Here is a 12,977-nt window from a genome sequence, read left to right as displayed (position 1 = left end):
AAGGAAAGGGGTCATTTTGCGGTTTCCTCTGCGGGAAGTCCAACCGCAGGCCTTATTCAGTTGCCTGCATGGCCTCTGTGGGAGCGGGTTTACCCGCGAAGAGGCCAGTACAGGCGCTACATCTATTCAATCTCAAACAAACTGTTGCGCAGTGGCCCAACGCTCAAACGCTCACGCACATCATCATCTATACGTGGATCATCCGGACGGTACAGTTTCACCTGCCGATAGGCGTTGATGCGATTGATCTCTTCCCCCAAATACTCCCACACCACGCGGGTACAGGCCGGGTTGCGTCGATCGCCGCTGGATACGCCGGCCTTCAGGCCATTCAGGCGGGTAATGCGGCTTTTGAAGCTGGGGATGAGGATGGTCTGGCTCATTTCGTTGTACGTGAGCGACTCGTAGTCGATCAGGAACAGCCGGTCCTGCAACTGGAACGCAGCCCCCAGGTAACGGCAGCGTACCTCGGCGTGCTGGTCGGTGGCGCTGGAGCGCTCCTGGCGTTCCTGGCGCTCGAACAGGAAACGGCCGCGCTCCTCCCACAGGTGAACCAGCGACACCAGGATGGTGCCCGGCACCGACATGCAGTTGGAATACTCGAAGTAGTAACCGCAATAACGCGACAGGTTGCCGGCGTGGTCGTGCAGCGGACGGAACAGTTCGCTGATCGGGTCGCTGGGCTGCTCGGCCAGCGTCGACACCCGTGCGCCGATGAGTCTGGCGAACTGCTCGGCCGGCAAATTCAGTTCGTAATCCTCGACCCCGAAGAAGTCGCCGATGCGCTTGAGGTTGTAAGCCGTCGGACGGCTCTGCCCGCTCAGGTACTTGTTGAACTGTGCGCGGTTGATCGACAGCTGCCGGCAAACTTCGGAAATAGAGCGGTAGTGGCTGCAAGCCAGCTTGAGGTTGGTAGCGAAATGATCGCTCATGTGCGGGGGCCCAGGTGACGCGAATGACGCCATTGTAGCATCAAGTAGCGCCAACTAAGAGCAACCCGCGAAATTGTAACCACTCTTGTCATGGCCAACCATGCGCCCCAACGAATAGCGGTGCGCCTGCCGTCCGCTGGTCTTTCCACACGAAGAATAAGAATCGAGGTCATTCTCCAATGCTCGAAGTACTCAACGATTTCCTCTCGGGGAAACTCCTCATCGTGCTGATCGTAGGGCTGGGTAGCTACTTCACCATCCGCTCCCGATTCGTTCAGTTCCGCCATTTCGGCCACATGTTCGCCGTGTTCAAGGAATCGCTGCGTGGCCAGGCAGGCCAGCTGAGCTCCTTTCAGGCCCTGATGCTGAGCCTCGCCGGCCGCGTTGGCGCCGGTAACATTGCCGGTGTCGGTATCGCCGTGACCTTGGGTGGCCCAGGTGCCGTGTTCTGGATGTGGGTCACCGCATTGGTGGGCATGTCCAGCAGCTTCTTCGAATGTACCCTGGCCCAGGTGTACAAGCGCGCCGATGGTGACGGCCTGTACCGTGGCGGCCCGGCCTACTACATCCAGCATGGCCTGAAGCGCAAAGGCATGGCCATCGTGTTCTCGATCCTGCTGCTGGTCACCTACGGCTTCGCCTTCATCGGCCTGCAGTCGTACACCGTGACCCACTCGCTGCAGAACGCCTTTGCCTTCGACCCAAGCCACACCGGCATTATCCTGGCTGTGCTGCTGGCCATCACCTTCATCGGTGGCATCAAGCGTATCGCTGCGGTGTCGGACCTGCTGGTACCGGTCAAGACCCTGGCCTACATCGGCGTGACCCTGTACGTGATCGGCACCCAGATCGAACACGTGCCCGCCATGCTGGAAACCATCTTCAAAAGCGCCTTCGGCCTCGACCCAGCCTTCGGCGGCCTGCTCGGCAGCGCCATCGTCATGGGCGTGAAGCGTGGCGTGTTCGCCAACGAAGCGGGCCTTGGCAGTGCACCGAACGTCGCCGCCGTGGCGGCCGTGAAACACCCGGGCGCCCAGGGCGTGGTCCAGGCCTTCAGCGTGTTCCTCGACACCTTCGTTATCTGCACCTGCACCGCACTGCTGATCCTGCTGTCGGGCTTCTACACCCCGGGCTTCGAGGGTGACGGCATTGTCCTGACCCAGAACTCGCTGGCCGCCGTGGTCGGTGACTGGGGCCGTGTATTCGTCAGCGTGGCACTGTCGCTGTTCGTGTTCACCTGCATCCTCTACAACTACTACCTGGGCGAAAACAGCCTGCAGTTCCTCACCCGTAACCGCGTGGTACTGATGGTGTTCCGTGGCCTGGTGCTGGCACTGGTGGTCTGGGGCTCGATGCAAGACCTGTCGACCGTGTTCGCCTTCGCCGACATCACCATGACCTGCCTGGCCTTCGTCAACCTGGTGGCCCTGGCCCTGCTGTTCAAGGTCGGCCTGCGTGTGATGCGCGACTACGACGAGCAGCGCAAGGCGGGTATCCAGCAACCGGTGTTCGATTCGACCAAATTCGCCGACCTGGACCTGGACCGCAATGCCTGGCCTGCCAATCCGCAGGCGGAAACAGCCACTGACAAAACAGTCGGCCAAGCGCAGCCTCAGCGCTGATACGCTGCCCTGCCCAGCCGCCCCTTCTGCGGGCGGCTTTTCTTTCTCCGCTCACCGCTACGGATGTTCTCCATGCGTGCCGTAAAGAATCTTCTCGTTCTCTATACCGGTGGCACCATCGGTATGCTCGAAACCCCGGAAGGCCTGGCGCCAGCCGGTGGTTTTGAAGCACGGATGCGCGAGCACTTCGCGCACATGGCCGATGCGCCCCAGCTGCAATGGACCCTGCAGGAACTGAACCCGCTGCTCGACAGCGCCAACATGCAACAGCACAACTGGCTGGCGATGCGCGATGCCATTGTCGATGCGGTGGATGTGGCGGGCCATGACGGCGTGCTGGTGCTGCACGGCACCGACAGCATGGCGTATAGCGCTGCGGCATTGTCGTTCCTGCTGCTGGGGCTGCCGGTTCCGGTGCTGCTGACCGGCTCGATGCTGCCGGCGGGTGCCGCTGACAGCGATGCGTGGGCCAACCTGTGTGGTGCGTTGCGCCAGTTCGAACATCGCCTGGAAGATGGCGTGCAGCTCTACTTTCATGGCCAACTGCTGCATGGCTGCCGGGCGTCGAAGCTGCGCAGCGAGGCGTTCGATGCCTTTGCGGCGCTGCCGCGCCATCGTGATGGTGAGCATGCCGACTTGATCCCTGCCGAGCTGGGCTACAAGCAGCCGCGCAAACCGGTCAACCTGGCGGTTGTGCCGGTGTTCCCGGGGCTGCAGGCCGGGCACTTGCAGGGCTTGATCGACAGCGGTGTGCAGGGGTTGCTGCTGGAATGCTACGGCAGCGGTACCGGCCCGTCGGATGACCAGGCATTGCTGAATGTACTGAGCGCGGCGCGCCAGCGCGGTGTGATGCTGGCGGCTATCAGCCAGTGTCCTGAAGGTTCGGTGGTGTTCGACACCTATGCGGCGGGCAACCGCTTGCGTGGGGCCGGATTGGTCAGTGGTGGCGGCATGACCCGTGAGGCAGCGCTGGGCAAGATGGTTGCGCTGTTGGGGGCGGGTTTGGATGTGGATGCTGCAGAGCAGTGGTTTGCTCTGGACCTGTGCGGCGAACGAGCCTGAACAGGCAAAAGAAAATGGCGGAAGGCAGCGGGAGTCGAACCTGCCCGGGAACGGCTGCCGTCCCCAACCGGGTTTGAAGCCCGGCCGCGCCACCGGGCGCGATTGCCTTCCTTGAACTCAGTGCCTGGTCTGCTGCTGGGCCAGGGCGCTGTCGGCGCGGATGTGACGCTGGTCGGCCACCCTCCGGGTCAGGCCGATGCGGTCGAAGTATTCCAGAATCTGCACACTGCGCTTGCGACCGATCCCCAACATATCGCGAAACGCGGCAACCTGCACTATCGGCGTCTCACTGGCCTGCCCCAGCAGCAGCGCTGCCATGCGCTGTAGCGTCACCTCAGGGTAGAACAGGTCACGCACCACCTGGTGCACCAGGCCCAGCCGTGCAAGCTTGCGCAACAACAGGCGCACATCGGCTTCAGCGCAGTTCTCCTCACTTGCCAACGTCCTGACCCACGGCGGGTCGTATTGCCCCGCCAACAACCTCGGTTCCAGGCGCGCCCACAACTCACTGTCGGCTTCGCTCAATTGCACCTTATGATCGGGCAAATGCAGCCAAGGCCCGCTGCTGGCGATGCTGCCGTCATCGAGCAACTCGTCCAGCAGGCTGACGAAGGCCGGTCGCTCCAGGGGCAAGGCCACAAAGCGGCGCAGGCGATCACGGTCCGGGCCGAGCTGGTCGGGCTCCTGTTCGTGGAACCGTGCCAACTGCTCCATCACCTGCTGCTTCAGCGCTTGCCACTTGGCAGTGGCGAACAGCAGTTGGCCCTGCCGCGTGGCCACCACCAAAACTTCTTCCGGCAACTGCCAGGTTTCTCGCAGGCGATTGAACTGCCGCTCAAGCCGCTGGGGGTCGATACCGCCCGGTGCACTGGCAAGCAGCGCCGGCAGCGCCTGCTCCAGTTCTTCGGTATCGCGCAGCACCTGCAACTGGCGCAGGCGCTCATCGCTGCGGCGTTGGCGGCTTGGCGCGAACGGGTCCAGCACCTTGCCACCGCCCAAGGTGCGCTGGGCACGCTGGTCGCGCAGCACCAAACGGTCGCCATGCACCGCCTGCAGCGGCGCATTGAGCAACAACTGGGCAAACATGCGCTGGCCGGCCGCCAGGCTTTCGCCTTCTAGCAAGGCGACCCGGGCCGTCACATCCTGAGTCCCCAGGTGTACGTGCACGGCGCTGAAATGTTCGAACGTACGTGTCTCTCCCGGTAACAGGCTCAGCTCGATATCCACCCGTACGCCAGGCGCATGCAACCACTCAGGCACCAGCCAGTCACCCCGGTGTATCTGCTCCAATGCCAGTCGCTCGGCAGCGATGTTCAGCGCCACCCGCTGGCCCGCTTCTGCCACCAACGAGGCCTGGTTCTGTGCATGCAGGCCACGCACGCGCACTGCTTTGCCGGCCTTGCCCAGCAACAAGGTATCGCCGGCACTGACCCGCCCGGCCAGCGCCGTGCCGGTGACCACCACGCCAGCGCCGCTAACCGCGAAAGCGCGGTCGATGGCCAGGCGAAAACCACCGCGCACAGCGCGTGCCCGTACATTGGCCTCAGCCTCCAGCAGGGCTTGACGCAGCGCGTCCACGCCTTCCCCGCTGATGCTCGACAATGGGAACTGCCGCGCACCGGCATACGGCCCTGGCGCCAGCAGTTCACCGACTTGCACCTGCACATCGGCCAGCCGGGCCGGCTCGACCCGGTCGCATTTGCTGATCGCCACCAGGGCCTGGGGAATCCCCAGCAGCTCGATGATCGCCAGGTGCTCGCGCGTCTGCGGCATGACCCCGTCGTCAGCAGCCACCACCAATAGCACCAGGTCGATGCCATGGGCACCGGCCAGCATGTTGTGGATAAAACGCTCGTGGCCCGGCACATCGATGAAGCCCGTCAGCGGCGCGCCTTCGCTCAGCGCCGCATAGCGGTAGCCAAGGTCGATGGTCATGCCGCGGGCGCGCTCTTCCTGCCGCTGGTCGCCGGCCTGGCCAGTCAGCGCCTGCAGCAGTGCGGTCTTGCCGTGGTCGATGTGCCCGGCGGTACCAACGATCACTGCACTGGCCCCAGTTGCAGGGCGGGCAACTGGGCCAGCCACTGGGCTTCGTCATCCAGTTGGCGCAGGTCCAGCCACAAGGCATCGTCATCGATGCGGCCCAGCACCGGTACAGGCAGATCACGCAGGGCCCGCTCCAGTACATGCAAGCTGCGCCCGCGCAGCTTCTTCGACACTTGCGGGCGCAGGCACAGCGCGGCACTGGGCAGGCGCGCCACCGGCTGGCTGCCACTGCCAATCATGCCCAGCGCAGGTTCTACGCTGACGGCCCATTGCTCGCCGAGACGCGCCTTGAGTTCAGGCGACAGGCGCTCGGCCTGAGCCTGGATCTCGGCCTGGCTGCGGGTCAGCAGGCGCAGGCTGGGCAGGCGCTCGGCCAGGCGGTCGGGGTTGCGGTACAGTGCCAGCACCGCTTCAAGGGCTGCGAGGGTGATCTTGTCGACGCGCAAGGCTCGCTTGAGCGGGTTTTTCTTGATCCTGGCGATCAGGTCTTTGCGGCCAACGATGATCCCTGCCTGAGGCCCGCCCAGCAGTTTGTCGCCGCTGAAGGTGACGATATCGGCGCCATCAGCCAGGGCCTGGCGCACCGTAGGTTCGGCGGGCAGGCCCCAGCGGGTAAGGTCGAGCAGGCTGCCGCTGCCGAGGTCTTCGAGTAGCGGCAGTTCATGTTGGTGGGCAATCCGCGCCAGCTCGGCAGTGGGCACCTGTGTGGTGAAGCCCTGAATGCTGTAGTTGCTGCAATGCACACGCATCAGCAGGCCCGTGCGCGGGCCGATGGCGGCCTCATAGTCGCGGGCGTGGGTGCGGTTGGTGGTACCGATCTCGTGCAGCTTCACGCCGGCCCGGGCCATGATGTCGGGAATGCGGAAGGCACCGCCAATCTCGATCAGCTCACCACGGGAGATGATGCCCTCCTTGCGTGCGCCCAGGCTGTTGAGCGCCAGCAGCACGGCGGCGGCGTTATTGTTGACTACGGTGACGGCTTCGGCGCCGGTCAGCTCGCGGATCAGGCCTTCGATCAGGTCATCGCGATCGCCACGTTTGCCGGTGGCCAGGTCGAACTCCAGGTTGAGCGGATAGCGGGCGGCAGTCTGCATGGCCTCGATGGCCTCTTCCGGCAACAGGGCCCGCCCCAGATTGGTGTGCAACACGGTGCCAGTGAGGTTGAACACACGGCGGACCTGGCTGCGCTGTTGAGCGGCAAGGCGTTCGCCGGTGCGGCCCAGCAGCACTTCGGTGGCCAGTTCGGCTGCACTGAGCTGGCCGTTGCGGGCAGGGTCACGCAGGTCGTCGAGCAGTTGGCGCAAGGTAGCCAGCACTGCATCGCGGCCGTGGCGATCGATCAGCGGGAGGCAGGCCGGGTGGCGCAGAAGGGTGTCGATGGATGGGAGGCGTGGGGTGTCGCTGGCTAGGCTTGAAGACATGCGGTACTACCTTGGGTTATCCGGTGTCTGTACTGGCCTCTTCGCGGGCACGCCCGCTCCCACAGGGTCCGCGCTGTATTTGAGGCTTGCGCAGTCCTTGTGGGAGCGGGCGTGCCCGCGAAGAAGGCAACTCGGTATTTCAGTGTAGACACTCACCCACTACCCGGGCGCAAGCATCAGGTTGGGCGCCAGGCGATGAAAGCCCTCCTCGTCCAGGCGCATATCCAGCGCCAGGCTGGCCAGGTCGTCGGCCAAAGGCTCGGCCGCTGCATCGTTCTCCAGATAGTTCTGCTTCAGGTAGCTTTCGCAGCCCGGGCAACACTCGGCACGCAATGGCGCCTTGCCCGGCGCATGGCGATCATCCTCAAGGCTGGTATAGCGCAAGTTCTTGCTCGACTCGCAATACACACACTTCACCCGCACCACATGCCATTCACAGGCACACAACGAACAGACCAGATAGCGCAGGCCATTGTGCTTGCCACGGTTGCGCACCACCCCGGCCATTGCCGGCGAACCGCAAGCCGGGCACTGGGCCAGGCTGCCAGCAGGTTTCAGCTCCGGCGTTGGCAACGCCAGCAGCCAGCTGGACCAGGCCGCCTGCAACGCGGCCCCGAGGAACGGCACCAATGCCGCTGGCACCGCGTCATACTGCCCTGCCAGCAAAGCGATGCCCCAGCCTTTGCGCTGGTTGTCATCACTGCCACGCAGCACCTGCAAGGCCTCACCCAGCGGGCCACTGGTTTCACCGTTGAAGTGCTCAAGGAAGGCCTGTAACCAAACCAGCCAAGGCCCTTCGCGCACCAGGCTGTCAGCCGCCAACGGCGGCAAACCATGACTTATGCACAGGCGCTGACGTTCCTCGGCCACCGGCACGCCAGCGGGCGGGTTATCCACAAGCTGCTGCTGGACGCGGCACAACCGCGCCACCAACCTCAGGTAGTCGCCAAGGGCATTGCCTTGGGCCAGCTGCTCCAGTCGCGCGGCGCGCACTTCGAACAGGTTGGCGGGCGGCAGGTGCAGAAACGGCGGCATCACCGCCGACGCTTCGATCTGCCCGGGTTCGAGTATCGTGCTCAAGCGTTCATCCTTCTTTTCGTCCGTGATTGCCCGGCGTTTTGTCGCCGGTCACTTCGCGGTACCACAACTCATGGTGCTTGCGTGCCCACGCGCGGCTGACCCAGCCATGCAGCATGGCGCCGATCGAGCCCTTGATCCAGATGCCGGCATAGATGTGCACGATGATGCTGAGAATCAGCACGAACGCCGCCAACGCGTGCAGCAGCGCAGACAAGCGAATGGCATCGATGCCGAACCAGTGGCTGAAATACGCACGCCAGATCACCACTCCACTCACCAGCAGCACCAGCATGCACGCCAGCAAGGTCCAGAACAGCAGCTTCTGTCCGGCGTTGTACTTGCCGATGGGGGGCACGCCATCCTCACGATTGACCATCACCCGATCGATGCGACGCAGCCACAGGCGGTCGTTGGCGGTGATGAAGTTGGCGCGCCAGAAACGGAACACCAGGCCGAGGAAGAACACGAACATCGCCACCCCGATGAAAGGGTGCAGGATGCGCGTCCACGGCCCGCCGCCAAACAGGTGGCTGAGCCAGAACAGCGCCGGATGAAACAGCGCCAGCCCCGACAGCCCCGCCAGGATGAACAGGATTGCCACAATCCAGTGGTTTGTCCGCTCATTGGCGTTGTAGCGCAGGATGGGTTTGTTGTCGTTCATGGCCGCTGCTCCCCTTGCCCCCCGGGCTTGGTCGGGTCATAGACATGGACCGCAGGATCCACCTGATGCACGTTGTCATCCGGCGGCGTGGGGTGCTCGTCCTCCTCGACCCGCTGTGGGCCAACCCGCACATAATGGAAGAACCCGGCCAACACCGCCGCGCCCATGGCCAGCAACGCCAGCGGCTTGGTGAAGCCCTTCCACAGCCCCACCAAAGGGCTGATCACCGGCTGGTCCGGCAGGCCGGCGTACAGCTTCGGCGTGTCGGCATGGTGCAGCACGTACATCACGTGGGTGCCACCGACGCCATCCGGGTCGTACAACCCGGCCTTGTCGTAGCCCCGCGACTTCAGGTCGACGATGCGCTCGGCGGCATGCACTTTCATCTCGTCCTTGCTGCCGAACACGATCGCCCCGGTCGGGCAGGTTTTCACGCAGGCCGGCTCCAGGCCCACAGTCACGCGGTCGGAGCACAGGGTGCACTTGTACGCCTTGTGGTCTTTCTGCGAGATGCGCGGAATGTTGAACGGGCAGCCGGTGATGCAGTAACCGCAGCCGATACAGTGGTCCTGGTTGAAGTCGACGATGCCGTTGGCGTGCTTGATGATCGCCCCCGGGCTTGGGCACGCCTTCAGGCACCCTGGGTCGGCACAGTGCATGCAGCCATCCTTGCGGATCAGCCACTCCAGGTTGCCGTCGTCGCGCTCGTGCTCGGTGAAGCGCATCAGGGTCCAGGTTTCGGCCGTGAGGTCCTGGGGGTTGTCGTAGGTGCCGTGGTTGTGGCCGACCTCGTCACGCAGTTCGTTCCATTCCGAGCACGCCACCTGGCAGGCCTTGCAGCCGATGCACTTGGTGGTGTCGATCAGCTTGGCGACTTCCTGCTGCTGGCGTACCGAAGGCGGTACGGTGGTGGTGGCCGAGCGGGCGATGATGTCTTGGCTGGCCATCAGAGTTTCTCCACTTTGACGAGGAACGACTTGGACTCTGGCGTCTGGGTGTTGCCGTCACCGAGGAATGGCACCAGGGTGTTGGTCAGGTAGCCATGCCGGGTAGCGCCGGTGAAACCCCAGTGCAACGGAATGCCGATCTGGTGCACGGTCTGGTTGTTGACCTGGAGCGGGCGAATCCGCTTGGTCACCACTGCCACCGCATCGATATGCCCGCGCTTGCTCGACACCCGCACCCGGTCGCCGGCCTTGATGCCTTTCTCGTTGGCCAGCACCTCGCCGATTTCGACGAACTGCTCGGGCTGGGCAATGGCGTTGAGCCGGCAATGCTTGCTCCAGAAGTGGAAATGCTCGGTCAGCCGATAGGTGGTCGCCGCGTAGGGAAACTCGTCGTGCGTGCCGAGCGTGTCCCACACCGAGTCGAAGATGCGGCCAGCCGGGTTGCTGACCACCTTCTTGTTCTGCGGGTGCAGCGGGTTGATACCGATCGGCGTTTCGAACGGCTCGTAGTGCTCGGGGAACGGCCCCTCAGCCATCTTGTCGATGGCGAAGAAACGCGCCACGCCTTCGGGGTTCATGATGAACGGGTTCATCCCGGCCTCGGGCGGCGAGTCGGCCTTGAAGTCCGGCACATCGGTACCGGTCCAGGCCTTGCCGTTCCACCATACCAAGCGTTTCTTCTCTGGGTCCCACGGCTTGCCTTGCGGGTCGCTGGAGGCACGGTTGTAGAGGATGCGACGGTTGGCCGGCCAGGCCCAGGCCCAGTTCTGCACCTGGTGCATGCCATACGGATCGCTGTTATCACGGCGAGCCATCTGGTTGCCCTGCTCGGTCCAGCAGCCGGCGAAGATCCAGCATCCAGACGCCGTGCTGCCGTCGTCCTTCATCTGGCCGAAGCCTGACAGTTGCTGGCCAGCCTTGAGCGTGGCGCCGGTGGCGTCGGTGAGGTCGGTGACCGCCCAGCCGTTCATCTCTTTGGCCAGCTCCTCCGGGGATGGCTCTTCAGGGATCTTGTACGGCCAGCTGATGTTCATCATCGCATCAGGGTAGGCGCCGCCCTCGGCCTGGTAGCGTTGGCGCAGGCGCAGGAACAGTTCGCTCATGATCTGCACGTCGGTACGGGTCTCACCCGGGCCGTCGGCCCCCTTCCAATGCCATTGCAGCCAACGGCTGCTATTGACCAGCGAGCCGTCCTCCTCGGCGAAGCAGGTGGTGGGCAGGCGGATCACTTCGGTCTGGATATTGGCGGTGTCGACGTCGTTGAACGGCCCGGCGTTACGCCAGAACTCCGAGGTCTCGGTGGCCAGCGGGTCCATGATCACCAGCCACTTGAGCTTGCCCAGCGCTGCGGTGACGCGGTTCTTGTCCGGCAGCGCGGCAATCGGGTTGAAGCCCTGGCACATGTAGCCGTTGACCTTGCCCTGGCCCATCATCTCGAACATGCGCAGCACGTCGTAGGCCGGGACATCGAGCTTGGGCAGCCAGTCATAGCCCCAGTTGTTTTCCGCCGTGGCGTTGGCGCCGTACCAGGCCTTCATCAGGCTGACGTGGAACTTGCCGTAGTTCTGCCAGTACGACAGCTGCCCTGGGCGTAGCGGCTTGGACGCGCGCTTGTCGATGTAGGTGGCGTAGTCCTGCTCGGCGTCACCGGCCAGGGTCAGGTAGCCCGGCAACGAGTTGGACAGCAGGCCGAGGTCGGTCAGGCCCTGGATATTGGAGTGCCCGCGCAAGGCGTTGACACCACCACCGGGCATGCCGACGTTGCCCAGCAGCAGCTGGACCATGGCCGCACTGCGGATGATCTGCGCACCGATCGAGTGCTGCGTCCAGCCGAGCGCGTAGAGAATCGTCATGGTCTTGCCCGGTGCCGAGCAGGTGGCGATCTCTTCCCAGACTTTCATCATGGCGTCCTGTGGCATGCCACAGGTCATGCTCGCCAGTTCCGGGGTGTAGCGGCTGTAATGCTGTTTCATCAACTGGAACACGCAACGCGGGTGTTGCAGGGTCGGGTCGACCTTGGCATAGCCGTCCTCACCCAGCTCGTAACCCCAGCCGGATTTGTCGGCATACACACGCTTGGCCTCGTCGTAGCCGCTGAACAGCCCGTCCTCGAAGCCATAGGTCTCTTTGACGATGAACGACACATCGGTGTAGTTACGCACGTACTCGTGCTGGATCTTGTCGTTGCTCAGCAGGTAATTGATCAGCCCGCCCATGAAGGCGATATCGGTACCGGTACGGATCGGCGCGTAGTAGTCCGCCACCGAAGCGGTACGGGTAAAACGCGGGTCGACCACGATCAGCCGCGCCTTGTTGTGCGCCTTGGCCTCGGTCACCCATTTGAAGCCGCACGGATGCGCTTCTGCTGCGTTGCCACCCATCACCAGGACCAGATTCGCGTTGGCGATATCGGACCAGTGGTTGGTCATGGCGCCACGGCCGTACGTCGGGGCAAGACTTGCCACCGTCGGGCCATGTCAGACACGTGCCTGGTTATCGAACCCCAGCATGCCTGTTGCGCGGACGACCTTGTGGGTCAGGTAGCCTGCCTCGCTGGAGGCGGCGGAGGCAGCCAGAAAACCGGTGGTGAGCCAGCGGTTTACGGTTTGCCCCTGGGCGTTCTTCTCGATGAAATTGGCGTCTCGGTCCTGTTTCATCAGGTCGGCGACGCGGTCGAGCGCCTCGTCCCAGCTGACCCGCACCCACTCCTTGCTGCCTGGCTTGCGTACCTCGGGGTACTGCAAGCGGCTCGGGCTGTGGATAAAGTCCAGCAGGCCGGCGCCTTTAGGGCAGAGGGTGCCGCGGTTGACCGGGTGGTCGGCGTCCCCTTCGATATGGATGATGTTCTGTTTGACGTTTTTACCCGCATCGCCCTGGCTGTACAGGATCAGGCCGCAGCCGACCGAGCAGTAAGGGCAGGTGTTGCGGGTTTCGTTGGTGTGCGCCAGCTTGAAGTGACGCACCTGCTCGGCGAAGGCCGGCGTCGGGGCCATGCCCAACGCCGCCAGGCTCGAGCCTCCAAGGCCGACGGCGGCGACCTTGAAGAATTGCCGACGGTTCAGGTCCATCGTGCACTCCTGATCAGGTGGTGGACGCGCGGAACATGGCCGGCGCCTCTTGGTAGTCACGGTGGCGGCCAATACATGGCCGCCAATGGTTAAGACTAGTCAAGAATCGGGAACGTGCGATGACCTGAGTCAGTGGTAAGG

Annotated in this window: 9 protein-coding genes and 1 tRNA gene; 2 read left to right on the top strand and 8 right to left on the bottom strand. The window is 63.7% G+C overall.

Annotation, left to right across the window (positions count from 1 at the left end):
* Nucleotides 1-122: 122 nt before the first annotated feature.
* Nucleotides 123-932, bottom strand: coding sequence for a helix-turn-helix transcriptional regulator (locus tag A0O30_RS23650; protein ID WP_105948240.1), 810 nt, complete (start codon nucleotides 930-932; stop codon nucleotides 123-125).
* Between the two features lie 179 nt (nucleotides 933-1,111).
* On the opposite strand from A0O30_RS23650, the gene A0O30_RS23645 reads away from it, so the two are divergent.
* Complete coding sequence (locus A0O30_RS23645; protein ID WP_105948239.1) at nucleotides 1,112-2,554, top strand: sodium:alanine symporter family protein; 1,443 nt, start codon at nucleotides 1,112-1,114, stop codon at nucleotides 2,552-2,554.
* 63 nt (nucleotides 2,555-2,617) lie between these two features.
* Complete coding sequence (locus A0O30_RS23640) at nucleotides 2,618-3,616, top strand: asparaginase (RefSeq protein WP_177410306.1); 999 nt, start codon at nucleotides 2,618-2,620, stop codon at nucleotides 3,614-3,616.
* 15 nt (nucleotides 3,617-3,631) lie between these two features.
* Here A0O30_RS23640 and A0O30_RS23635 read toward each other — a convergent pair.
* The 7 genes from A0O30_RS23635 to fdnG form a co-directional block, all read right to left on the bottom strand.
* Nucleotides 3,632-3,727 (bottom strand) — tRNA-Sec (locus A0O30_RS23635).
* 6 nt (nucleotides 3,728-3,733) lie between these two features.
* Nucleotides 3,734-5,656, bottom strand: a complete 1,923-nt coding sequence (selB, locus tag A0O30_RS23630) for a selenocysteine-specific translation elongation factor (protein WP_105948237.1) — start codon at nucleotides 5,654-5,656, stop codon at nucleotides 3,734-3,736.
* Nucleotides 5,653-7,080 carry an L-seryl-tRNA(Sec) selenium transferase gene (gene selA / locus A0O30_RS23625; RefSeq protein ID WP_105948236.1) on the bottom strand — a complete coding sequence of 476 codons (1,428 nt, stop codon included), beginning with the start codon at nucleotides 7,078-7,080 and terminating at the stop codon, nucleotides 5,653-5,655. The genes selB and selA overlap by 4 nt, the downstream gene beginning before the upstream one ends.
* 159 nt (nucleotides 7,081-7,239) lie before the next feature.
* Nucleotides 7,240-8,160, bottom strand: coding sequence for a formate dehydrogenase accessory protein FdhE (gene fdhE, locus A0O30_RS23620; RefSeq protein WP_105948235.1), 921 nt, complete (start codon nucleotides 8,158-8,160; stop codon nucleotides 7,240-7,242).
* Nucleotides 8,161-8,164: 4 nt separating this feature from the next.
* The gene (locus A0O30_RS23615) at nucleotides 8,165-8,821 is read right to left on the bottom strand and encodes a formate dehydrogenase subunit gamma (protein ID WP_060499562.1); all 657 of its coding nucleotides are present in this window, start codon (nucleotides 8,819-8,821) and stop codon (nucleotides 8,165-8,167) included.
* Entirely contained in the window at nucleotides 8,818-9,768 is a 951-nt protein-coding gene (gene fdxH, locus A0O30_RS23610; protein WP_105948234.1) for a formate dehydrogenase subunit beta, read from the bottom strand. The genes A0O30_RS23615 and fdxH overlap by 4 nt, the downstream gene beginning before the upstream one ends.
* Complete coding sequence (gene fdnG / locus A0O30_RS23605) at nucleotides 9,768-12,836, bottom strand: formate dehydrogenase-N subunit alpha (RefSeq protein WP_146256325.1); 3,069 nt, start codon at nucleotides 12,834-12,836, stop codon at nucleotides 9,768-9,770. The genes fdxH and fdnG overlap by 1 nt, the downstream gene beginning before the upstream one ends.
* Between the last annotated feature and the right edge of the window lie 141 nt (nucleotides 12,837-12,977).

It is taken from the genome of Pseudomonas sp. LLC-1 (assembly GCF_002992185.1).
Taxonomy (GTDB): Bacteria; Pseudomonadota; Gammaproteobacteria; order Pseudomonadales; family Pseudomonadaceae; genus Aquipseudomonas; species Aquipseudomonas monteilii.
This window is presented reverse-complemented; position numbering and strand designations above follow the sequence as displayed.

Bases quoted from the DNA above. Each gene is read 5' to 3' on its own strand.
- A0O30_RS23640 (WP_177410306.1), top strand. From the start codon at position 2,618: ATGTTCTCCATGCGTGCCGTAAAGAATCTTCTCGTTCTCTATACCGGT.
- A0O30_RS23645 (WP_105948239.1), top strand. From the start codon at position 1,112: ATGCTCGAAGTACTCAACGATTTCCTCTCGGGGAAACTCCTCATCGTG.
- A0O30_RS23650 (WP_105948240.1), bottom strand. From the start codon at position 932: ATGAGCGATCATTTCGCTACCAACCTCAAGCTGGCTTGCAGCCACTAC.
- selA (WP_105948236.1), bottom strand. From the start codon at position 7,080: ATGTCTTCAAGCCTAGCCAGCGACACCCCACGCCTCCCATCCATCGAC.
- fdxH (WP_105948234.1), bottom strand. From the start codon at position 9,768: ATGGCCAGCCAAGACATCATCGCCCGCTCGGCCACCACCACCGTACCG.
- A0O30_RS23615 (WP_060499562.1), bottom strand. From the start codon at position 8,821: ATGAACGACAACAAACCCATCCTGCGCTACAACGCCAATGAGCGGACA.